This is a genomic window from Pseudomonas sp. p106, from assembly GCF_003936645.1.
GTDB lineage: Bacteria > Pseudomonadota > Gammaproteobacteria > Pseudomonadales > Pseudomonadaceae > Aquipseudomonas > Aquipseudomonas putida_E.
Genome location: NZ_RHQR01000003.1, coordinates 264,115 through 286,912, shown reverse-complemented (window position 1 = coordinate 286,912; position 22,798 = coordinate 264,115). Strand labels below are relative to the sequence as shown.

Genomic DNA, 22,798 nt, shown 5'->3' with positions numbered 1-22,798 from the left:
GTGCGGGCCCGGGCGGCTACGCTGGAATCATTGCAAGCAAGGAGGACACATGACATCGCTACCGCTACGCGCTGCCCTGGCAGCGGTCATCCTCGGCGCCGCCGGCAACCTGGCGGCCAAGCCGCTGGTGGTGTGCACCGAAGCCAGCCCGGAAGGCTTCGACATCGTTCAATACACCACGGCGGTCACCGCCGATGCCTCGGCTGAGACGGTGTTCAACCGCCTGGTCGACTTCAAGCCTGGCACCACCGACATCCAGCCAGCCCTGGCCGAACGCTGGGACATCTCGGCCGATGGCCTGACCTACACCTTCCACCTGCGCCAAGGGGTGAAGTTCCACACCACCGACTACTTCAAACCGACCCGCGAGTTCAATGCCGACGACGTGCTGTGGAGCCTGCGCCGCCAGCTCGACCCCAACCACCCGTGGCACGACAAGACCAGCGTCGGCTACCCGTATTTCGAGAGCATGGCCTTCAAGGACCTGCTCAAATCGGTGGACAAGACCGACGACCACACCGTGGTCATCACCCTGACCCGCCCGCAAGCACCGTTCCTGCGTGACATGGCCATGGCCTTCACCTCGATCTACTCCGCCGAATACGGCGACCAGTTGCTCAAGGCCGGCAAGACCGGCGACCTCAACAGCAAACCGATCGGCACTGGCGCGTTCATCTTCCAGCGCTACAACAAGGACGCCCAAGTGCGCTTCAAGGCCAACCCGGACTACTTCCGCGGCAAGCCGCCGGCCGACTCGCTGATCTTCGCCATCGCCACCGACAGCAACGTGCGCCTGCAGAAGCTGCGCGCCAACGAATGCCAGGTGGCGCTTTACCCGAAACCGGACGACGTGGCGTCGATCAAGGCTGATCCCAAGCTCAAGGTCGCCGAGATCGAGGCCCTGGTCACCGGCTATATCGCCATGAACACCGAGCACAAATACCTCAGCGATGTGCGCGTGCGCAAAGCCATCAACATGGCCTTCGACCGCCAGACCCACGTCGACCAGCTGTTCGGCAAGGGCAATGCGCTGGTGGGGGTAAACCCCTACCCGCCAACCATGATCGGCTACAACAGTGCCAACCAGAACCCACCCCGTGACCTGGCCAAGGCCCGTGAACTGCTCCAGCAGGCCGGGGTGCCGCAAGGCACGGTCATCACGCTGTTCACCCGCAATGGCGGCGGCGCGACCAACCCCAACCCACGGCTGTCGGCGGAAATGCTCCAGTCCGACCTCGCCAAAATCGGCCTGAAGCTGGACATCCGTGTGATGGAGTGGGCCGAGATGCTGCGCCGGGCGAAAAACGGTGAGGCCGACCTGGTCTCCACCGGCTGGGCCGGCGACAACGGCGACCCGGACAATTTCCTCAGCCCCCTGCTCAGCTGCGATGCGGTCAAAAGTGGTGAGAACTACGCGCGCTGGTGCAACTCGAAGTTTCAGGACCTGATCACCCGCGCCCGTGAGGTGATCGACAACGACGAGCGTGCCAGGCTCTATGCCGAGGCATTGAAGGTGTACGATGACGACCAGCCCTGGATCAGCATGGCGCACCCGAAGATGTTCACTGCCATGCGTGACAACGTGGAGGGTTATGTGATCAACCCTCTGACCAACAACAACTTCGCCACCACCCAGGTGAAGTAGAACAACAACGACCGCCGGCAACCCACACGGGCAACGGCGGCACCGCCGTACAACGGCTGATGAGGTAACCCTGACAATGTTGAGTTTTATTGCCCGGCGCCTGGGCCTGCTGATACCGACGTTTTTCGGCATCACCTTGCTGACCTTCGCGCTCATACGCCTGATCCCCGGCGACCCGGTGGAAGTGATGATGGGCGAGCGCAGGGTCGACCCCGAGATGCACGCCCAGGCCATGGAGCGCCTGGGCCTGAACAAGCCACTGCCGGTCCAGTACCTGGATTACGTGGGCAAGCTCGCCCAGGGTGACCTGGGCGAGTCGCTGCGCACCCGTGAAAGCGTATGGAGCGAGTTCCTCACCCTGTTCCCTGCAACCCTGGAACTGGCCTTTGCTGCGCTGCTGTTCGCCGGCATCGTCGGCTTATTGGCCGGCGTGATCGCTGCGCTCAAGCGTGGCTCGCTGTTCGATCACGGGGTCATGGGCATCTCCCTGGCCGGCTATTCGATGCCGATTTTCTGGTGGGGCCTGATCCTGATCATGTTCTTCTCGGTGAGCCTGGGCTGGACGCCGGTCTCCGGGCGCATCGACCTGCTGTACGACATCGAGCCGAAAACCGGCTTCATGCTCATCGATACCCTGCTCAGTGACGAAGAAGGCGCGTTCAAGGATGCGGTGATGCACCTGATCCTGCCGGCCATCGTGCTCGGCACCATCCCGTTGGCGGTAATCGCCCGCATGACCCGCTCGTCCATGCTCGAAGTGCTGCGCGAAGACTACATTCGCACTGCGCGCGCCAAAGGCCTGTCACCGGCCCGCGTGGTGTTCGTGCACGGCCTGCGCAATGCACTGATCCCGGTGCTGACCGTGTTCGGCCTGCAGGTCGGCACGCTGCTGGCCGGTGCGGTGCTGACCGAAACCATCTTCTCCTGGCCGGGCATCGGCAAATGGCTGATCGAAGCCATCGGCGCCCGTGACTACCCCGTGGTCCAGAACGGCATCCTGTTGATCGCCTGCCTGGTGATCCTGGTCAACTTCGTCGTGGACATCCTCTACGGTCTGGCCAACCCACGCATCCGTCATCAGCGCTGAGGCCTTCGCCATGACTAGCCCTATTCCGAAATCCGTGACGCCGGCCAGCCCGGTGGACCAAAGCCTGCTCTACCCCTCGCCATACAAAGAGTTCTGGCACGCCTTCTCGCGCAACAAGGGCGCGGTGATGGGCCTGGCCTTCATGTGCGTGGTGGTGTTCTGTGCGCTGTTCGCGCCCTGGGTGGCGCCGCATGACCCAAGCGAACAATACCGTGACTTCCTGCTGACCCCGCCGGTATGGCTCGAAGGCGGTACCTGGCAATTCATCCTCGGCACCGACGAACTGGGCCGTGACCTGCTCTCGCGGCTGATCCAGGGCGCCCGGCTGTCGCTGCTGATCGGCCTGTCGTCGGTGGTGATGTCGCTGATCCCGGGCATCCTGCTGGGCCTGCTGGCCGGTTTCTTCCCGCGCTTGCTCGGCCCGTCGATCATGCGCCTGATGGACGTGATGCTGGCCCTGCCGTCGCTGCTGCTGGCCGTGGCGATCGTCGCCATTCTCGGCCCAGGCCTGATCAACACAGTGATCGCCATCGCCATCGTGTCGCTACCGTCCTACGTGCGCCTGACCCGCGCTGCGGTGATGGGTGAACTGAACCGCGACTACGTGACCGCCGCGCGCCTGGCTGGCGCCGGGTTGCCACGGCTGATGTTCGTCACCGTGCTGCCCAACTGCATGGCACCGCTGATCGTGCAGGCCACCTTGAGCTTCTCCTCGGCCATCCTCGACGCCGCTGCGCTGGGCTTCCTGGGCCTGGGTGTACAACCGCCGACCCCGGAGTGGGGCACCATGCTCGCCTCGGCCCGGGACTACATCGAGCGCGCCTGGTGGGTGGTGAGCCTGCCCGGCCTGACCATCCTGCTCAGTGTGCTGGCAATCAACCTGATGGGCGACGGCTTGCGCGATGCGCTGGACCCGAAACTCAAGAACGCCGCCTGAGGAGAGCGCCATGTCACTGTTGCAGATCAACAACCTGAGCGTGCGCTTCGGCGACGCCAATGCAGTCCCAGTGGTGGACGGCCTGGACCTGGCGGTGGACGCCGGTGAAATACTGGCCATTGTCGGTGAGTCCGGCTCGGGCAAATCGGTCACCATGATGGCCCTGATGGGCCTGATCGAGGCCCCCGGGCGCATCACCGCCGATACGCTCACCTTCGACGGCACCAACATGCTCAAACTCAGCTCCCGCCAGCGGCGCAAGGTGGTGGGCAAGGACATCGCCATGGTCTTCCAGGACCCGATGACCGCGCTCAACCCCAGCTACACCGTGGGCTACCAGATCGAAGAAGTGCTGCGCCAGCACCTGGGCCTCAAAGGCAAAGCCGCGCGCCAGCGTGCCCTGGAGCTGCTGAAAAAGGTCGAGATCCCGGCTGCCGAAAGCCGCCTGGACGCCTACCCGCACCAGCTGTCCGGTGGCATGAGCCAGCGCGTGGCAATCGCCATGGCGATTGCCGGGGAGCCCAAGCTGCTGATCGCCGACGAGCCGACCACCGCGCTGGACGTGACCATCCAGGCGCAGATCATGGAACTGCTGGTCAACCTGCAGAAAGAGCGCAACATGGCGCTCATCCTGATTACCCACGACCTGGCCGTGGTCGCCGAAACCGCCAAACGCGTCTGTGTGATGTATGCCGGCCAAGCCGTGGAAGTGGGCCAGGTGCCTGAGCTGTTCGACGTGCCCGCGCACCCCTACAGCGAAGCACTGCTGGCGGCCATCCCCGAACACAGCATCGGCGCCGAACGCCTGGCCACGCTGCCGGGCATCGTCCCTGGCCGGTACGACCGCCCGGACGGCTGCCTGCTGTCGCCACGCTGCCCGTACGTGCAGGACAACTGCCGGCGCCAACGCCCGCCCCTTGATCCTCAGGCCCATAGCCTGGTGCGTTGCTTCTACCCGCTGAACCAGGAGGTGGCGTGATGAGCGTCGTTCTAACCGCACGGGAGCTGACCCGGCATTACGAAGTGTCCCGCGGGCTGTTCAAGGGCCATGCCTTGGTGCGCGCACTCAATGGCGTGTCATTCGAGCTGGAAGCTGGCAAGACCCTGGCCGTGGTGGGTGAGTCGGGTTGCGGCAAGTCCACGCTGGCGCGCGCACTGACGTTGATCGAAGAGCCCTCTTCCGGCTCGTTGCAGATCGACGGCACCGAGGTCAAAGGCGCCAGCAAAAGCGAGCGCAAACAATTGCGCCGCGACGTCCAGATGGTGTTCCAGAGCCCCTATGCCTCGCTCAACCCACGGCAGAAGATCGGCGATCAGTTGGCCGAACCGCTGCTGATCAACACCTCGTTGAGCAAGGCCGAGCGGCGCGAAAAAGTGCAGAAGATGATGGAGCAGGTGGGGTTGCGGCCTGAGCATTACCAGCGCTACCCGCACATGTTCTCGGGCGGCCAGCGCCAGCGCATCGCCCTGGCCCGGGCGATGATGCTGCAACCCAAAGTGCTGGTGGCCGACGAACCGACCTCGGCGCTGGATGTGTCGATCCAGGCACAGGTGCTGAACCTGTTCATGGACCTGCAGAAGGAATTCAACACGGCCTACGTGTTCATCTCCCACAACCTGGCAGTGGTACGCCACGTGGCGGATCAGGTGCTGGTGATGTACCTGGGCCGGCCGGCGGAAATGGGGCCGAAGGAAGATATCTACGAGAAGCCGCTGCACCCGTACACCCAGGCGCTGCTTTCAGCGACACCGGCGATCCACCCGGACCCGTTGAAACCGAAGATCCGCATCGCCGGCGAGCTGCCCAACCCGCTCGACCCGCCGGATGGGTGCGCATTTCACAAACGCTGCCCGTATGCGACGGAACGGTGTGGTGTTGAAGTGCCGGCGTTTCGCCAGGTCGGGACCAGGCAAGTCGCCTGTCACTATGCCGAGCAGTTTCTTTAGGTCGGCATAGCCTCAATCGCCGGCAAGCCGGCCCCCACAGGTAGTTCACTGCTCCTGAGAACGGTGATGTACCTGTAGGAGCCGGCTTGCCGGCGATGGGCCGCACAGCGGCCCCAACCACTCAATGCATGAATATCGCGATCAGAATGATCACCGGAATCGGCACCCCAAGCATCCACAGCAGTAATGAGCGCATGATGTTTCTCCTTACTCAACGTTGAACAGTACGACGCGCGGTGTAATCAACCCCTTCCCCTTCCAGCCACATCACGCGATCACGCTGGCGACCACCGTACAGGGCTGCCAGGCTGGCGAAGAATGCCCCACACAACAGCGCAACGAAGGTCCACAGCGCGGTCCATGCCGCCACTTTGGCTGCGGTGTCGGCTGCTTTTTTTGCCTCGACCTTGGCTTGCTCGACCTGGGCGAACACCTGGTCTACGCGTGCTTCGGCTTCAGGCTGGCTCAGGCGGGTACGCTGGGCCACCAGTTGCGCCAGGTAAGCGCGGTCATCTTCGGCGAGCGTCCCCTGCGCAATGGACCTGGCGATAATCCGTGCGGCCACGCCATTGGCGGCGTCGTCACTCACAGGCGCCGGGCCATCACTGCGGAACAGGCTGTCGACGAAATAGCCATTGGCGTCAGGCTTGGGCGCCATGCTGGCTGCGGCCCCCACGGCATTCGCGCCGGCCTGCACACCAGCACTGGCCAGCCCCCCGGCGGTACTCACGATCAGCATCGCCGCTACCAGGGTGGCGACCGCCCAGGCGAGAAAACCATGCGCCGTGTCGCGGAAGTACACCTCGTCACCGTGCAGGTTCGCCCACTTCACCCGCAGGCGCCCGGCAATATAGCCACCCAGCCCGGAAGCAAGAATCTGGGTCAGCAATAGCCAGATGATGGTCGAGATGCCCAGTGCCTTGGCGCTGGCACCTTCATCGGCCCAAGGCGAGGTGGCGGCAAAGCCGAGCCCCGCACCCAGTACCATCAGGATCAGTGAAAGGGACGCAGCGGCAGCTGCCCCGGCGAAGATGGCCGCCCAGGACACGCCTGAGCGGCTCTGGGAATCGACATGCGGGTAGTCGGCAGAGGGAATCATGAGGTTTTCGCCTTTATTGTTGATAACAGGTCCATTGCCCTGTAATCGGTGCAGAGGCTGTGCCAGTTGTGTCAAAAAATGACATGCTGCCAAATCAATGGCTTAGCTCAAGCGTGCGTCCTAGGACCGTGCAAAACACCCGAATCGAGGCTCACCACTCAGGGTTTATGCAACGCCCCCCAAGATCCGACCCACGCATCCCAGGGCCCACAGACTTGCCTGCTTCCGCCCTCCCCGGCACTATCAACCCATGACCCCGACCATCCTCGCCGACGGCCCTGAACAAACGCCGATCACCGCCGAAACCGTGCTGCGCTACCACCTGTGCTGGAAGCACCGCGACCTCGACGGGGTGATTGCGCTCTATCACCCGGACGTGCAATACCACGATTTTTTCCAGAACCGCGTGCTCGGTTACGACGCGCTGCGTGACTATGTCCGCGCTTGCCTGCCGCACCAGGCGGGGGAGGACATCGTCCATGGCGACCGTATCCGCGTTGACGGCAGCACGGCATTCATCCAGTACCAGGTCACGGTGCAGGGCGGCGAAGGCCTGGTGGCGTTTCAGTCCAGCGAAGCGATCACGGTCAAGGACGGGCTGATCTGGCGGGTCAATGAGTACGCCACCCTGGTCCGCCAGAACAGCCAGGGGCTTGCCAGCAGCGGCCCGCGCCCAGCCGTCAGCCGCCTGGGCCTTTCGCCGCGACAGCTGTCGACCATGGCCCAGGACCTGGAGCACTACTTCCAGCGCCAGCGCCCCTACCTTGACCCGGAACTGGACCTGCAACAGGTGGCCGATGCCAGTGGCTACAGCCGCAACCAGATCTCCTACCTGCTCAACCAGGTGCTGGGGCAAAGCTTCTACCGCTACGTCAACCAGGCCCGCCTGCAGCACCTGATGGCCAGCCTGGATGACGACAGGGTCGGGGCGCCGATCGACGACCTGGCGTTCAGCGCGGGCTTCAACTCCCTGTCGGCATTCTACAAGTGCTTCCGCGAACACACCGGGCTTACGCCCAAGGCCTATCTGAAGCAAATTTCCCTGCGTGCACGCACGTAAGACAGCCAGCGCTGAACGCCACTAGGATCGCCCACAGACCTTGACGGATGTGGAGCCGAACCCGATGCAACCTTTGCGCACGCTCAGCCTGTGGATGGACCAGCTTGAAGAGCCGCTGTGCGCCCGCCCGGCCCTGCGCGAAGACCTCGACGTCGATGTGTGCATCATCGGCGCTGGCTACACCGGGCTTTGGACCGCCTACTACCTCAAGCGCCAGGCGCCACAGCTGAACATCGCCGTGATCGAGGCCAACATTGCCGGCTTTGGCGCCTCTGGGCGCAATGGCGGCTGGCTGATGGGCAACATGCTCGGTGAAGACCGCCTGCTCGCCACCCTGTCGCCGCAACAACGCCGCGCCAGCATCGACCTGCTGCATGGCATCCCCGACGAAGTCCACCGCGTGCTGCAACGCGAAGGCATCGATTGCGACTACCGCAAAGGCGGCGTGCTGTATTGCGCCGCGCGCTACCCGGAACAGGAGCGCAGCCTGCGTGCCTACCTCGATGACCTCTACCGCCAGGGCATGACCGAGGATGACTACCGCTGGCTGCGCCCTGAGCAACTGGACGCCCAGCTTCGCGTGAGCAACGCCTACGGCGCGATCTACAGCCCGCATACAGCGACCATCCAACCCGCCAAGCTGGTGCGTGGCCTGGCCCGGGCGGTTGAAGCGCTGGGCGTGCCGATCTACGAAAATACCCCCGCCGTCGACTGGCAGCCCGGTGAAGTACGGGCCCCCCTGGCGCGCATCCGCTGCCAGTGGATGGTCCCTGCTGTGGAGGGCTACGCCGCCAGCCTGCCACCGCTGGGCAAGCATCAACTGCCGGTGCAGAGCCTGCTGGTGGCCACCGAGCCCCTGCCCGAATCGACCTGGGAGCAGATCGGCCTGTCACAAGGCCAGGCCTTCAGCGAGAGCAGCCGCCAGGTCACCTATGGCCAGCGCACCGCCGACAACCGCCTGGTGTTCGGCGCCCGCGGCGGCTACCGCTTCGGCGGCAGGCTGCGCGAAGACTTCACCCTGACAGAGGCCGAAGTCGAACTGCGCCGCTACCTGTTCAGCGAGCTGTTCCCACAACTCAAGCATGTGCGCATCACCCATTCGTGGGGTGGCAACTTGGGCATGGCCCGGCGCTTCCGCCCGCACATGCTGTGTGACCGCCAGCGCGGTATTGCCCTGTCCGGCGGTTATGGCGGCGAAGGTGTCGGCGCCACCAACCTCGGTGGGCGCACCTTGGCCGCGCTGATCCTCAACCAGCACAACGAACTGACCGCGCAACCCTGGGTGCTCGACAACCGTCCGCTGTCGAGCCTGGCCAGCTGGCCGCCCGAGCCCTGCCGCTGGCTGGGCTACAACGCGATCATCCAGAGCTTCGTGCACGAGGACCGAACCCTCGCCAACCCCGCCACCGTGCCATGGCGGCGGCGCCTGGCCAGCTCGCTGGCGGACTTCATGGAAGGCTTCATGCACTGACTTCCCTTTCACCCACACAGGATCCAACGGTAATGAGCATCACCCAGTTCAAACACACCGAAAGCGCCGTGCTGGAAAGCTCCAACCCGGTCGCGGTGCCGCTTGGCGAACCCGTGGCAGTGACCTCGGTCACCTGCGTGGAGCGCAGCGATGGCGTCGAAACCGGCATCTGGGAATGCACGCCCGGGCGCTGGCGGCGGCAGATCGCGCAGCAGGAGTTCTGCCACTTCATCAAGGGCCGCTGCACCTTCACACCCGACGGTGGCCAGCCCCTTCACATAGAAGCCGGAGACGCACTGATGCTACCGGCCAACAGCATGGGCATCTGGGATATCCAGGAAACCGTGCGCAAGACCTACGTACTGATCTTCTGATCCGCTGATCGCCTGCCTTCGAAAACAACAGACAAAGCAAGGTAAACACGACATGCGCACCCTCCTTCTCGCTCCCCTGATGCTGGCCGCCAGCGTGGCCAACGCCGCCGACTCGGTAAAGATCTACAACTGGTCCAGCTACGTGGCCCCCGACACGTTGAAGAACTTCCAGCAGGCCACCGGCATCAACCCTACCTACGACGTGTACGACAGCAACGAGACCCTCGACGGCAAGCTGATGACCGGCAACTCAGGCTACGACGTGGTGTTTCCCTCCAACCACTTCATGGCCCGACAGATTCAGGGCAAGGCCCTGAAGAAGCTGGACAAGTCGCAGCTACCCGGCTGGAACAACCTCAACCCGGTGCTGCTCAAGGCGCTGGAGGTCAACGACCCCGGCAACCAGTACGGTTTCCCGTACCTGTGGGGCAGTACCGGCATCGGCTACAACATCGACAAGGTAAAGGCCGTGCTCGGTGACAACGCCCCGGTGGATTCGTGGGACCTGATCTTCAAGCCCGAATACATGAGCAAGCTCAAGAGCTGTGGGGTCGCCGTGCTCGACAACGGCCCTGAACTGTTACCCATCGCCCTGCACTACCTGGGCTTGCCGCACCACAGCAAAGACCCGAAGGACTACGAAAAGGCCAAGGAACTGCTGATGAAGGTGCGCCCGTACATCAGCTACTTCCATTCTTCAAAGTACACAGGTGACCTGGCCAATGGCGATATCTGCGTGGTGGTAGGGTTCTCGGGTGACGTGCTGCAGGCGAAAAACCGCGCCGATGAAGCGAAGAACGGGGTGAAGGTCGGCTATTCGATCCCCAAGGAAGGCGCACCGATGTGGTTCGACATGGTTGCCATGCCGGCCGATGCACCGGATGAGAAGGCGGGTTATGCCTACATGAATTACCTGTTGCAGCCACAGGTGATGGCCAATATCAGTAACCATGTGCAGTACGCCAACGGCAACCTCAAGGCCGACGCTCTGGTGGACCCGGCACTCAAGGGCAACACCATGATTTATCCGAGCGAAGAGATGATGGGCAAGCTGTATGCGCTGGAGGCGATGCCGGCCAAGATCGACCGCATTCGTACGCGTATCTGGACCAGTATCAAGGCGGGGAACTGAAATGGGGCCGCTTTGCGGCCCTTTCGCGACACAAGGCCGCTCCTACAGCTGTAGGAGCGGCCTTGTGTCGCGAAAAGGAGGGCATAGCCCTCCCAGGATCAGTGATGCTCGCGAGTAGCGCGGAACTTGACGTCCGGCCAGCGCTCTTCCATCAGCGACAGGTTGACCCGGGTCGGGGCCAGGTAGGTCAGGTGACCGCCACCGTCGATGGCCAGGTTTTCCATGGCCTTGACCTGGAAGTCTTCGAGCTTCTTCTTGTCGTCGCAACTGATCCAGCGTGCCGACCACACGGTGATCGGCTCGTAGGCGCACTCGACCTTGTACTCTTCCTTCAGGCGGCTGGCGACCACGTCGAACTGCAGCACACCGACCGCACCAAGGATGATGTCGTTGCTGCGTTCTGGGAAGAACACCTGGGTCGCGCCCTCTTCGGCCAGCTGCTGCAGGCCCTGGCGCAGCTGCTTGGACTTGAGCGGGTCCTTCAGGCGCACGCGGCGGAACAGTTCCGGGGCGAAGTGCGGGATGCCGGTGAAGCCCAGCGCCTCGCCTTCGGTGAAGGTGTCGCCGATCTGGATGGTGCCATGGTTGTGCAAGCCGATGATGTCGCCAGCGTAGGCTTCTTCGAGCTGCTCGCGCTCGGACGAGAAGAAGGTCAGCGCGTCACCGATGCGCAGGTCCTTGCCGGTACGCACGTGGCGCATCTTCATGCCTTTCTCGTACTTGCCCGAGCAAATGCGCATGAAGGCGATACGGTCGCGGTGTTTCGGGTCCATGTTCGCCTGGATCTTGAACACGAAGCCGGTGAACTTCTCTTCAACCGGCTCCACGGTACGCTCGTGGGCTACACGGGCCAACGGGCGCGGCGCCCAGTCGACAACGGCGTCAAGTACATGGTCGACACCGAAGTTGCCCAGTGCGGTACCGAAGAACACCGGCGTCAGCTGGCCATTGATGAACTCGTCCTGATCGAACTCATGGCAGGCGCCCTGCACCAACTCGAGCTGCTCGAGGAAGCGCTCATACTCGTCACCCAGGTGGGCACGGGCTTCATCAGAGTCGAGTTTCTCGATGATCTTCGCCTCGGTACGCTCATGACCGTGGCCCGGGGTGTAGACAATGATGTAGTCGCCGGCGAGGTGGTACACACCCTTGAAGTCGCGATAGCAACCGATCGGCCAGGTGATCGGCGCGGCCTTGATCTTCAGTACCGCTTCGATCTCGTCGAGCAGTTCGATCGGGTCGCGGATATCACGGTCGAGTTTGTTGATGAAGCTGACGATGGGCGTGTCGCGCAGGCGGCAGACGTCCATCAGGGCGATGGTCCGCGGCTCTACACCTTTACCGCCGTCGAGCACCATCAGCGCCGAGTCCACTGCAGTCAGGGTGCGATAGGTATCTTCCGAGAAGTCTTCGTGGCCGGGGGTGTCGAGCAGGTTGATCATGTGCTCGCGGTACGGGAACTGCATCACCGAGGTGGTGATGGAAATACCGCGCTGCTTCTCCATTTCCATCCAGTCGGAGGTGGCGTGGCGGTCGGACTTGCGCGACTTCACGGTACCGGCGACGGCAATGGCCTTGCCCATCAGCAGGAGTTTCTCGGTGATGGTGGTCTTACCGGCGTCGGGGTGGGAAATGATTGCGAAAGTGCGGCGCTTCGCGACTTCGGCGGCCTGGTTGGTCATGGGAAATCGCCTGACTGGGGGATTCAAAAAGGGGCGATATCATACCTGAAGTTGGGCGGGGACCAAAATTTGATCCCCTCCGTTGGTAAACGATGGTCAGTCAGGCGCGTTTCGCCTGGCTTTCACAAAAACCGTCAAGCGTCACAGGAGGGCGGCCAGGTATATTCACAACGAGTTCCAGAGTGCCGCCCAAGGCTTCCACATAGCTGCGCAGGGTCGAAATCAACATGTCACTGCGCTTCTCCACCTTGGAGATGTTGCCCTGACGCATGTCCAAGCGCTCTGCCAAACCTTCTTGCGTGAGTTCAAGCTGCTTACGCAATGCCTGAAGCGTCATTTCTTCGCGAATCAATTGACGACCCAGCTGCTCCACCCGCTCCCTGCGCTCAGGGGACAATTCGTTGATAACATCATCAAGCGTCTTGGACATCTTTCTCTCCTCTGGACAAGTGGTTTTCAAAGCGAGTGTCTGCTTGCTTGATCAACACCTGATAAAACCTGTGCTCCCTGACCCCGCACTTGTCACCGGCCACCAGGATGACTGCCTGACGATCAGGGTCGAAAGCAAATGCAACCCGCCAAACCGCATTACGCTCAGTGAATCTCAATTCCTTCATGTTCGGATATCGGGATCCATTCAAGGTATCGACATGAGGACGCCCAAGCGCCGGCCCGGATGATTGCAGCAGGCGAAGGTGACCCAGCATGCGTTCCTGAACGCGGTCATCCAGCGTATAGAATTCGCTGATGAACTTCTCACAGAATCTGATCGTCCACGCCAATAAAATACCCTCAGAGGAATATTCCCTCAAGCAAATATTGATAATCGAGAAGGGAAATTCTGTCCATCAGCACAGGTAGACAGATAGCAGGTAAACCAACGCCTTTATGTAGGATTCACGCTGTTTTTAAGTACGAAAAAACACTCGCCCCAGTGATTAACACTGGCCAAATGCCGCCCCAGATGGGAACCTTTACGCCCTCGGAGACGTCCACTCCCCTGCAACCCGCTTCGCTTGGGGACTGGTTTGATCAGCATTTTCGGGCCCGACGGGGTTCGGCTCATGGCCTGATTGCTGCCTTGCGCAAGCGTCACGCTGCTAATCGCGAACACACCACTCGCCGCCAGCCATGGCCGGCCATAAAAAGAGTGTGCTCGCCGACAACACAAGGAGTCCGCTGTGGCTACACGCTACGGAAAAGGGCTGTTGGGATGGGCCGCCGTGCTCGTCATCCTGGCCCTGCTGGTCCACTGGATCGGCATCGACACGATCGCGCGTTACCGCGACGATCTTGGGTTCTACCTGCAAGCGCACCTGGTACTGGTGCTGGCTTCGATGGCGGCGGCGTTGGCCGTGGGCATCCCCGCCGGCATTGCGTTGAGTCGACCGCACCGGGTCGACAAAGCCGAGCGCTTCATGCAGTTCTTCAACGTTGGCAACACCATTCCCCCTCTGGCCGTTCTGGCCATCGCCCTCAGTATCCTGGGCATCGGCGCCGGGCCCGCGATCTTCGCGCTGTTCCTCGCCTCCCTTCTGCCTATCGTGCGCAACACCTACGAAGGGCTGAAAAACGTCCCCGCCTCGCTCAAAGAAGCCGCCACCGGCATCGGCATGACCCCGCGCCAGCAACTGTGGCAGGTGGAACTGCCCAATGCCGTGCCGATCATCGTCGGCGGTGTGCGCGTGGCCCTGGCGCTGAACGTGGGCACTGCGCCCCTGGCGTTCCTGATCGGTGCCAACAGCCTGGGCAGCCTGATTTTCCCCGGCATTGCCCTGAACAACCAGCCACAGCTGCTGCTTGGCGCGGCCTGCACGGCGTTGCTGGCACTGGCGCTGGATGCCGCGGTGAGTTTCTCCAGCAAGCGCTGGCTGGAACGTGGCCTGGCCCAATAAAAAAGAGGCAACGTATGAAGAAGAGAATCGCCTTGCTGCTGGGCGCGGCCCTGCTGTTCGCAGGCTTTGCCCAAGCGGCGGAAAAACCCCTGGTGCGCATCGGCGCACGGGTGTTCACCGAACAGACCGTACTCGCTGAAATCACCGCCCAATACCTGCGCGCCAATGGCTTCGATGTGCGCGTCACCTCCGGCCTTGGCAGCAGTCTCGCCCGCCAGGCCCAGGAGACCGGCCAGTTGGACTTGATGTGGGAGTACACCGGCGTGTCGCTGGTGTCGTACAACCACATCGAAGAGCGCATGCCCAGTGCCGAAGCCACCTACGCCAAGGTCAAGGCGCTGGATGCCAAGAAGGACCTGATCTGGCTCACCCCGACCAAGTTCAGCAACACCTACGCCCTGGGCCTGCCCAAACAGGTCGCCGAGGCCTACCCACAGATCAACACGATCAGTGACCTCAACCAAGTGCTGCGCGACGAGCGCCAGCGCAACCACCTGGTAGCCCTGGACACCGAGTTCGCCAACCGCCCGGACGGCCTGGTAGGCCTGAAGGAGATGTACGACCTGCAAGTCGGCCGAGCCAACATCAGGCAGATGGACGCCGGCCTGGTCTACACCGCCATGCACAACAACCAGGTGTTCGCCGGCCTGGTGTACACCACTGACGGCCGCCTGAGTGCGTTCAACCTCAAGCTGCTGGAAGACGACAAGCACTACTTCCCCGACTACACCGCGGCCCCAGTGGTGCGCAAGGCCGTGCTCGACGCCAACCCGCAACTGGCCGCCCTGCTCAAGCCACTGGCCGAGCAGCTCGATGACGAGACCATGCGCCAGCTCAATGCCAAGGTCGACGTCGATCACCAGAGCCCGACTGCCGTGGCCGCAGCATTCCTGCGAGAGCACCCACTCAAGGAGGTGCAGCCATGAGCCTGCTCGATACCTTCGCCCACCTCGACTGGGCCCTGGTGCTGCAACTGACCTGGCAGCACATCATGCTGGTCGGCATTGCCGTTGGCCTGGCAATCCTGGTCGGCGTGCCGCTGGGCATCCTGATGACCCGCTTACCGGTGGTGGCCGGGCCATTGCAGGCCAGCGCCACAGTGCTGCTGACCATCCCGTCGATTGCCCTGTTCGGCCTGCTGCTGCCGTTCTACTCCAAGTTCGGCCAGGGCCTGGGGCCATTGCCTGCGATCACTGCGGTGTTTCTTTATTCACTGCTGCCCATCCTGCGCAACACCTACCTCGCCCTGACCAACGTCGAGCCTGGCATCCGTGAAGCCGCGCGCGGTATCGGCATGACCTTCGGCCAGCGCCTGCGCATGGTCGAGCTGCCCATTGCCGTCCCCGTCATCCTCGCCGGCGTGCGCACTGCCGTGGTGATGAACATCGGCGTGATGACCATCGCCGCGACCATCGGTGCCGGTGGCCTGGGCGTACTCATCCTCACCTCCATCAGCCGCAGCGACATGTCGATGCTGCTGGTCGGCGCCGTATTGGTCAGCCTGCTGGCAATCATCGCCGACCTGCTCCTGCAAACCCTGCAACGTGCCCTGACTCCAGAAGGACTGCGCTCATGATCGAACTCAAGAACCTCAGCAAAACCTTCAACGTCAACGGCAAGGACGTCAAAGCCGTCGATTCGGTCAGCCTGACCGTCAACGAAGGCGAAATCTGCGTATTCCTCGGCCCCTCGGGCTGTGGCAAGAGCACCACGCTGAAGATGATCAACCGCCTGATCACGCCAACCTCCGGCCAGGTGTTCATCAATGGCGAAGACACCAGCGGCCTGGACGAAGTGACCTTGCGCCGCCATATCGGCTATGTGATCCAGCAGATCGGCCTGTTCCCCAACATGACCATCGAGGAGAACATCACCGTGGTCCCGCGCCTGCTCGGCTGGGACAAGCAAAAGTGCCACGACCGCGCCCGTGAGCTGATGCACATGATCAAGCTCGAGCCCAAGCAGTACCTGCAACGCTACCCGCGTGAACTGTCCGGTGGCCAGCAACAGCGCATCGGGGTGATCCGTGCGCTGGCTGCAGACGCGCCGGTGCTGTTGATGGACGAGCCGTTCGGCGCAGTCGACCCGATCAACCGCGAGATGATCCAGAACGAGTTTTTCGAAATGCAGCGGGCGCTGAACAAGACCGTGATCATGGTCAGCCACGACATTGACGAAGCGATCAAGCTGGCCGACAAGATTGCCATTTTCCGCGCCGGCAAGTTGCTGCAGCTGGACCACCCGGACACCTTGCTGGCGCACCCGGTGGATGACTTCGTAAGCAACTTCGTGGGCCAGGACAGCACCTTGAAACGCCTGTTGCTGGTGCGCGCCGAAGATGCGGCGGACAACGCCCCGTCGGTAAGCCCAGAAACGCCCGTGAGCGATGCGCTGGAGCTGCTGGACGAGCACGACCGCCGCTATGTGGTGGTCACCGATGCGCAGAACAAGGCGCTGGGGTATGTACGCCGGCGCGACATGCACCGCCAGCAAGGCACGTGCGCGGACTTCCTGCGCCAGTTCAATGCAACGGCTTCCCACGATGAGCATCTGCGCATCCTGCTGTCGCGGATGTACGAGTTCAACCGCGCCTGGTTGCCGGTGCTCGATGCCGAACAGGTGTTCCTGGGCGAGGTGACGCAGGAGTCGATCGCGGCTTACCTGAGCTCGGGGAGATCGCGCGGGGCCAAGACCAGCATCGTCTCACCGGCTGAGGCGGTGGTTTCCTGATCAAAGGGAGCGCTTCGCGCTCCAATCGCCGGCAAGCCGGCGATTGGGGCACTGCTGCTATCAGAACCCCACGCTGGCCTGCACATAGAAGGTCCGCGGCTCGCCCACATAAATGCCGGCATTGTTGTCGCTGGAGCGGGTGAAGTACTGCTTGTCGAAGAGGTTCTTCACCCCCGCTGCCAGCTTCAGGTTGGCCATCTTCGGTCCGAACTCATAGCCACCACGCGCATGCCAGGTCACATACCCCGGAATGTCGCCATACTGCCCGTCAGCGCTCGGCTCAGTGATGTAGTCGCCATTGAAGCTCCCGTCGGCATTGATCCCCGTGCCGGGCGCGCGCTGCTTGGATTGGGCGTAGGCGTCCAGGTTCCAGGTCCAGTGGTTGACCGCGTAGCGCAGGCCGGCGGTGGCCACTTGGCGTGAGTAGAACGGTAGATCGCGCCCCTTGAAGCCGGGAATCTCCCCTTCATAAGTCGCGCGGGTGTAGGTGTAGCCACCATTCACCGACAGCCCTTCCAGACGCCGGTCCAACCCGGCCAGGTCATAGCGTATCGACGCCTCGATACCCTGGTGCTTGGTGGCGCCCAGGTTGGTCCAGCCCACATCATTGCTGATGTATTGCAGCTCGTCGTCGAAGTCGATGTAGAAGGCCGTCAGCTCCCCGGCGAAAGCGCCGTTGTCATAGCGCGTACCCACCTCGTAGGTCTTGGCCTTTTCCGGCTCCAGGCCGTTAGCCGTGCTGTTACCGGTACCGCCTTGGCCCAGCTGGAAGTACTGCAGGCTGCCGAACGACGTTTCGTAGTTGGCAAACACCTTCCAGGCATCGGAGATGTGATACATGACGCTCAGCGCAGGCAGCGGTTCATTGCTGGTGATGCTGCGCTTCTTCTCGGCCACCGGGCGGTTGTTGGCGCCCAGCACCGGGCGGTCGCGCCAGTCAGTGTTGATGTGCTCGAAGCGCACACCCGGGGTGATGGTCCAGTTGCCGACGTCGATCTTGTCATCGATGTAGTAGGCGCTGGCCTCGGTGCCGCCGCTGCGGTCCTGGAATACATGGCCGTCGGACGTCGGGGTAGGCGTCGGAACGTTGTCGATCAGCGCCAGGCGGGTCGACTGTTCGCGCATGGCTTCTTTGAGGTAGCGGTAACCAACACTGACTTCCTGGGTGGTGGGGCCGGCGAAGAAGATCCGCGAAACGCGCGGCTCGATGGCGAAGGTGTGGTAATTGCGCGGGTAGGACGACAGGGTCTTCATGTCACGCGAGGCGATGGTGCTGCCGCGGAAGCTGTCGGTGTAATACGTCAGCACTTCGAACTGGGTGGCCTCGTCGAGTTGGCGCTGCCATTTGAACGACACGTCCTTGCGGCGCCCAGCGAAGTAATCGTAATCACGCAGTGACTGGTACGGATTGCTGTCGTACTGGGCCTGGGTCAAACCACCGGGCATGTCGGCACGGCCATCGTAGTAATGGAAGTTGAGCCAGAACTCGTCAACGTCGGTCGGTGCCCAGTGGGTCTTGAGGATGACGTCGTCGATGTCGTTGCCATTGTTGCTCTGCCGGTAGCCGTTGCCGTTCACCCCGGTGTACAGCAGCGCCACACCCATGCCGTTGTCGGCAGTGCCGCCGACGAAGGCCGACTCGGTGTGCTTCCAACCGCCGTGCTGCGAGGTCTCCAGGGTGGTGGAAAGCTCCGCCGAAGCCTGCTGCGGGATCGCCCGGGTGACGAAGTTGATCACCCCACCAACGTTCTGCGGGCCATAGCGCACCGAACCGGCACCGCGCACCACATCGATGCTGTCGAGGTTGCCCGAGGAGATCGGCGCCATGGACAGCTGCGGCTGCCCATAAGGGGCGAAAGCGGCCGGGATGCCATCGATCAGCACGGTAGAGCGAGGCGACAGGCGCGACGTCAGGCCGCGTACACCTACGTTGAGCGACAGGTCGCTGCCACCTGTGCCGTTGGAGTCCTGCACTTGCACGCCCGGGATGCCACGCAGTGCGTCGCGCACGTTCATCGTGCCCTTTTCCACCATGGCCTCACGGCGCACCACGGTGCGCGCACCGGGGTGGTTCTGCACAACGGCCTGATCGGCATCACCCAGCCAGTCACCAACCACGTTGATATCGGTGGGCGCCAGTTCCAGGCTACCGCTGCCCAGGTCGAGGGTGGTCGGCAGCGGCTTTACCACCACGGTATCCTGGGACATTTCGAAGGTCAGCCCGCTGCCCTGCAACAACTGTTGCAGGGCCTGCACCGGCGCCAGCTTGCCGGACACCGCCGGGGCCTGCTTGCCGGCCACAAGCTCAGGGCTGTAGAACAGCTGCAGGTGGGTTTGCTGGCCCAATTGGCTGAGCGCCGAAGCCAAAGGTTGAGCCTGGATCTGGATGGCGGTGTCGGCCTGTTCGGCATGGCTGTTGACGGCCACGGCACTGACCGCCAGGGCCAGCGCCATAACGCGCAAGCGTGGCAAAGGTTTGTTGTTGTTCACGTCGTCAAGACATCCTGAAGTTCGGGATAAACGCCAACTGCATGCAAATGGAAATGCTTGGCAGTTGCAGCTGGCGAGGAAGACGAACGAGCCGAAAAAAACCTGAATTTATTTCGCGATTATTTCGCGAGAGCCGTCTTCACGGGTTTTGATCGCCACCGGCAGGATGCTCGGCAAGGCGCGCAGCAGTGCATCGGTATCATCGATGCTGAAGGTGCTGGACAGGCGCATCTGCGCCACCTTGCCGGGGGCAACGCGCAATGGCTCGGTGCGATAGCGCGAGGCTTCGGCCACCACTTCAGCCAAGGTGGCGTTGTCGAAGACCAGTTTGCCCTGGCGCCACGCCGTCAGCGCCGCGGCGTCGACCGCATAGGGCGAAGCAAGCTTGCCTTGTGCATCTATATGTATGCCCAGGCCCGCCGTCAGTTGCGCCAGCGAAGCATCCTTGCCCTGCACGCGTACCGAGCCCTGCTCCACTGCAACACGGGTGGCGCCAGGGTCCAACCGCACATCGAAGCGGGTACCGGTCACGGTCACACTGCCCTGTGCGGTATCGACCACGAACGGCCGGTTGCTGTCGTGGGCGACAATGAACATCGCTTCGCCGGCATCAAGCCGAATTTGCCGTCGCCCCGGGCTGTAGTCGACCTGCAACTGCGTAGCGCCGTTGAGTTCCAGCTGTGATCCGTCCGGGAGTAATACCTGACGGCGCTCGGCAAAGGCGGTCTGCAATTGCGCCTGGTGATTGAGGCGCTGGTACTGCCAGCCACTGAAGCCCAGCCCCAGGGCAACTACCGCCACGCCGGCTGCCAGTGCCTGGCGCAGGAAACGCCGCCGAGGCAACTGCTGCGCTGGCTCAGGTTGGCACAGCGCTTCGAGGCGCTGGCGCGGTATGAAGTCGGCGGCCCGCCACAGGCTGACGAGATGCTCATACTCCTCGCTGTGGTGCGGATCAGCCTCCAGCCAGGCATGCAGCTGTGCCAGCAGCACGGCATCGCCCGGTGCATCCTGCACGCGTGCGAACCACTCGGCCGCCTGCTGGCGGACGGTCTCGGTACCGTGCTGTTTCATGGACAAGGTCTCCTGACTCATCTTGCCGACACATCCAGGTGCTCACGCAAATGCCGGAGCGTGCGGATCATATACTTTTCGACCATGTTCTTGGTCACACCCATGCGCTCGGCGATCTCGGCCTGGGTCAGCCCCTCGAGCTTCTGCCAGATGAACACCCGTCGGCAATTGAGCGGCAGCTCGGCCAGCGCCCGCTCGACGCTGGCGGCCAGTTCCAGGGCATGGACATACGCCTCGGGGTCGCCCGTGCCGCCGGCCCCTTCATCGAAGGCTTCCTGCTCGAGCGCCTGGCGCCGGTCTTCGCGGCGAAAACCGTCCACCGCAATGTTGCGGGCGGTCTGGTGAAGGTAGGCGCGTGGCTGCTCGACCTGCTCGCGCGGGTTTTCCAGAACCCGTATGAAGGCGTCATGGGTGAGGTCCTCGGCCTGCTGACGACTGCGCAGCTTGCGCGTCCAGGTGCCGATCAGCTCTTGGTAATGGTCGAGGAAGCCTTTGTGTCCGGACACGGTCGGGGTCGTCAGCAAGGGGGCAGATAATGGCGCGAATAGTAATATTTCTCATAAAGCACAGCAAATCCGCCAGTCGGTAACAAAAAATTTATGAGTGATTTCAGGCACTGCACTGCCCATGAACGTGGCCATAAATATGAACACCTTCGCCTTTCTCGCGGGTAAGGGCGCCGCTATAGAAACCGCACTATCCCTGTGGGGGCGGGCTTGCCCGGAACGGGCCCGAAACGGTCTATTCCACAATTTTTTACGCCTGCCAACGCGCGGGGAACATCTACCGGTCACACGAGTCGGTTATTCAAGTGGCAACGCGTCGATCTTGGGTCGACACGCCCGGATTACCTGTTGATCTTGCGTTCTTCACGCCCTAAAGTGCGCGCCGAACGTCCATGCTGGAAACGATCCATCCGGCTCAAGTACTGAGTAGGCGAACCAAAGTGGGGATACGGAGGACGTTCAGTTTGCAGCCACTTATCTTTTCAGTTTGCCCATGGAGTCCCTGAGCATGTCGATCCAGGTCGAAGACTATTTCGCGCGTGACACCTTCCAGAAAATGAAGGCGTTCGCCGACAAGCAGGAAACCCCGTTCGTACTCATCGATACCCAGATGATCAGCCAGGCCTACGACGACCTGCGCGCCGGTTTCGAGTTCGCCAAGGTCTACTACGCGGTCAAGGCCAACCCGGCGGTCGAGATCATCGACCTGCTCAAAGAGAAAGGTTCGAGCTTCGACATCGCCTCGATCTACGAACTGGACAAGGTGATGGACCGTGGCGTCAGCGCCGACCGTATCAGCTACGGCAACACCATCAAGAAGTCCAAGGACATCCGTTACTTCTTTGAAAAAGGTGTGCGCCTGTACGCCACCGACTCGGAAGCCGACCTGCGCAACATCGCCAAGGCCGCGCCGGGCTCCAAGGTCTACGTACGCATCCTCACCGAAGGCTCCACCACCGCCGACTGGCCACTGTCGCGCAAGTTCGGCTGCCAGACCGACATGGCCATGGACCTGCTGATCCTGGCCCGCGATCTGGGCCTGGTGCCATACGGCATTTCCTTCCACGTGGGTTCGCAGCAGCGCGACATCAGCGTGTGGGACGCCGCCATCGCCAAGGTCAAGGTGATCTTCGAGCGCCTGAAGGAAGAAGACGGCATCGAGCTGAAGCTGATCAACATGGGTGGCGGCTTCCCGGCCAACTACATCACCCGCACCAACAGCCTGGAAACCTACGCTGAAGAGATCATCCGCTTCCTCAAGGAAGACTTCGGTGACGACCTGCCGGAAATCATCCTCGAGCCAGGCCGTTCGCTGATCGCCAACGCCGGTATCCTGGTCAGCGAAGTAGTGCTGGTTGCGCGCAAGTCGCGCACCGCCGTCGAGCGCTGGGTGTACACCGACGTGGGCAAATTCTCCGGCCTGATCGAAACCATGGACGAGTCCATCAAGTTCCCGATCTGGACCGAAAAGAAAGGCGAGATGGAAGAAGTGGTCATCGCCGGCCCGACCTGCGACAGCGCCGACATCATGTACGAGCACTACAAGTACGGCCTGCCGCTGAACCTGGCGATCGGTGACCGCCTCTACTGGCTGTCGACCGGTGCCTACACCACCAGCTACAGCGCGGTGGAATTCAACGGCTTCCCGCCGCTGAAGGCCTACTACCTGTAA

General features: G+C 62.4%; 21 protein-coding genes. 14 read left to right on the top strand and 7 right to left on the bottom strand.

What is annotated here, in order from left to right; all coding sequences use genetic code 11:
* Positions 1-49 precede the first annotated feature (49 nt).
* The 5 genes from EGJ09_RS05925 to EGJ09_RS05905 all read left to right on the top strand — a co-directional run bounded on the left by EGJ09_RS05925 (position 50) and on the right by EGJ09_RS05905 (position 5,616).
* Complete coding sequence (locus tag EGJ09_RS05925; RefSeq protein WP_125923443.1) at positions 50-1,645, top strand: ABC transporter substrate-binding protein; 1,596 nt, start codon at positions 50-52, stop codon at positions 1,643-1,645.
* Between the two features lie 76 nt (positions 1,646-1,721).
* Positions 1,722-2,732 (top strand): ABC transporter permease subunit, encoded by a 1,011-nt coding sequence (locus EGJ09_RS05920; RefSeq protein WP_012316108.1) that lies wholly within the window; start codon positions 1,722-1,724, stop codon positions 2,730-2,732.
* 10 nt (positions 2,733-2,742) lie between these two features.
* Positions 2,743-3,669, top strand: a complete 927-nt coding sequence (locus tag EGJ09_RS05915; protein WP_115273935.1) for an ABC transporter permease subunit — start codon at positions 2,743-2,745, stop codon at positions 3,667-3,669.
* Between the two features lie 10 nt (positions 3,670-3,679).
* The gene (locus tag EGJ09_RS05910; protein ID WP_046784463.1) at positions 3,680-4,648 is read left to right on the top strand and encodes an ABC transporter ATP-binding protein; all 969 of its coding nucleotides are present in this window, start codon (positions 3,680-3,682) and stop codon (positions 4,646-4,648) included.
* Positions 4,648-5,616 carry a peptide ABC transporter ATP-binding protein gene (locus tag EGJ09_RS05905; protein ID WP_046784464.1) on the top strand — a complete coding sequence of 323 codons (969 nt, stop codon included), beginning with the start codon at positions 4,648-4,650 and terminating at the stop codon, positions 5,614-5,616. The genes EGJ09_RS05910 and EGJ09_RS05905 overlap by 1 nt, the downstream gene beginning before the upstream one ends.
* Positions 5,617-5,827: 211 nt before the next feature.
* Here the strand turns inward: EGJ09_RS05905 and EGJ09_RS05900 are convergent, their stop codons facing one another.
* A complete protein-coding gene (locus EGJ09_RS05900; RefSeq protein ID WP_125923442.1) occupies positions 5,828-6,715 on the bottom strand; it encodes a hypothetical protein in 888 nt (295 codons plus the stop codon).
* Between the two features lie 250 nt (positions 6,716-6,965).
* Here EGJ09_RS05900 and EGJ09_RS05895 point away from each other — a divergent pair, with 250 nt between their 5' ends.
* From EGJ09_RS05895 to EGJ09_RS05880, 4 genes are all read left to right on the top strand, one after another.
* Positions 6,966-7,775, top strand: coding sequence for a nuclear transport factor 2 family protein (locus tag EGJ09_RS05895; RefSeq protein WP_125923441.1), 810 nt, complete (start codon positions 6,966-6,968; stop codon positions 7,773-7,775).
* A gap of 64 nt (positions 7,776-7,839) precedes the next feature.
* Positions 7,840-9,246 carry an FAD-binding oxidoreductase gene (locus tag EGJ09_RS05890; protein WP_039604407.1) on the top strand — a complete coding sequence of 469 codons (1,407 nt, stop codon included), beginning with the start codon at positions 7,840-7,842 and terminating at the stop codon, positions 9,244-9,246.
* A 32-nt stretch (positions 9,247-9,278) separates the two neighbouring features.
* Positions 9,279-9,620, top strand: a complete 342-nt coding sequence (locus EGJ09_RS05885) for a cupin domain-containing protein (RefSeq protein ID WP_039604408.1) — start codon at positions 9,279-9,281, stop codon at positions 9,618-9,620.
* Between the two features lie 52 nt (positions 9,621-9,672).
* On the top strand, positions 9,673-10,752 hold the full coding sequence (locus EGJ09_RS05880) for a polyamine ABC transporter substrate-binding protein (protein WP_046784466.1): 1,080 nt from the start codon (positions 9,673-9,675) through the stop codon (positions 10,750-10,752).
* 98 nt (positions 10,753-10,850) lie between these two features.
* Here the strand turns inward: EGJ09_RS05880 and EGJ09_RS05875 are convergent, their stop codons facing one another.
* The 3 genes from EGJ09_RS05875 to EGJ09_RS05865 form a co-directional block, all read right to left on the bottom strand.
* Entirely contained in the window at positions 10,851-12,434 is a 1,584-nt protein-coding gene (locus EGJ09_RS05875) for a peptide chain release factor 3 (RefSeq protein WP_046784467.1), read from the bottom strand.
* A gap of 100 nt (positions 12,435-12,534) precedes the next feature.
* Positions 12,535-12,864 (bottom strand): XRE family transcriptional regulator, encoded by a 330-nt coding sequence (locus tag EGJ09_RS05870; RefSeq protein WP_046784468.1) that lies wholly within the window; start codon positions 12,862-12,864, stop codon positions 12,535-12,537.
* Positions 12,848-13,216 carry a type II toxin-antitoxin system RelE/ParE family toxin gene (locus EGJ09_RS05865; RefSeq protein WP_125923440.1) on the bottom strand — a complete coding sequence of 123 codons (369 nt, stop codon included), beginning with the start codon at positions 13,214-13,216 and terminating at the stop codon, positions 12,848-12,850. Before EGJ09_RS05865 ends, EGJ09_RS05870 begins: the two co-directional genes overlap by 17 nt.
* Positions 13,217-13,615: 399 nt before the next feature.
* Here EGJ09_RS05865 and EGJ09_RS05860 point away from each other — a divergent pair, with 399 nt between their 5' ends.
* Genes EGJ09_RS05860 through EGJ09_RS05845 form a run of 4 tightly spaced genes read left to right on the top strand, consistent with a single transcriptional unit; the run spans position 13,616 to position 17,059 of the window.
* A complete protein-coding gene (locus EGJ09_RS05860; RefSeq protein WP_012316118.1) occupies positions 13,616-14,329 on the top strand; it encodes an ABC transporter permease in 714 nt (237 codons plus the stop codon).
* Between the two features lie 14 nt (positions 14,330-14,343).
* On the top strand, positions 14,344-15,255 hold the full coding sequence (locus tag EGJ09_RS05855; protein WP_046784469.1) for a glycine betaine ABC transporter substrate-binding protein: 912 nt from the start codon (positions 14,344-14,346) through the stop codon (positions 15,253-15,255).
* Positions 15,252-15,905, top strand: coding sequence for an ABC transporter permease (locus tag EGJ09_RS05850; RefSeq protein WP_125923439.1), 654 nt, complete (start codon positions 15,252-15,254; stop codon positions 15,903-15,905). The genes EGJ09_RS05855 and EGJ09_RS05850 overlap by 4 nt, the downstream gene beginning before the upstream one ends.
* On the top strand, positions 15,902-17,059 hold the full coding sequence (locus EGJ09_RS05845) for a betaine/proline/choline family ABC transporter ATP-binding protein (protein WP_012316121.1): 1,158 nt from the start codon (positions 15,902-15,904) through the stop codon (positions 17,057-17,059). Before EGJ09_RS05850 ends, EGJ09_RS05845 begins: the two co-directional genes overlap by 4 nt.
* A gap of 60 nt (positions 17,060-17,119) precedes the next feature.
* On the opposite strand, the gene EGJ09_RS05840 is transcribed toward EGJ09_RS05845, so the two are convergent.
* From EGJ09_RS05840 to EGJ09_RS05830, 3 genes are all read right to left on the bottom strand, one after another.
* Positions 17,120-19,549 (bottom strand): TonB-dependent receptor, encoded by a 2,430-nt coding sequence (locus tag EGJ09_RS05840; RefSeq protein ID WP_125923438.1) that lies wholly within the window; start codon positions 19,547-19,549, stop codon positions 17,120-17,122.
* 108 nt (positions 19,550-19,657) lie between these two features.
* Positions 19,658-20,620: a FecR family protein gene (locus tag EGJ09_RS05835; protein ID WP_125923437.1), complete on the bottom strand. Its 963-nt coding sequence runs from the start codon at positions 20,618-20,620 to the stop codon at positions 19,658-19,660.
* Between the two features lie 17 nt (positions 20,621-20,637).
* Positions 20,638-21,126, bottom strand: coding sequence for an RNA polymerase sigma factor (locus tag EGJ09_RS05830; RefSeq protein ID WP_119689084.1), 489 nt, complete (start codon positions 21,124-21,126; stop codon positions 20,638-20,640).
* 508 nt (positions 21,127-21,634) lie between these two features.
* On the opposite strand from EGJ09_RS05830, the gene EGJ09_RS05825 reads away from it, so the two are divergent.
* A complete protein-coding gene (locus EGJ09_RS05825; protein ID WP_046784472.1) occupies positions 21,635-22,798 on the top strand; it encodes a type III PLP-dependent enzyme in 1,164 nt (387 codons plus the stop codon).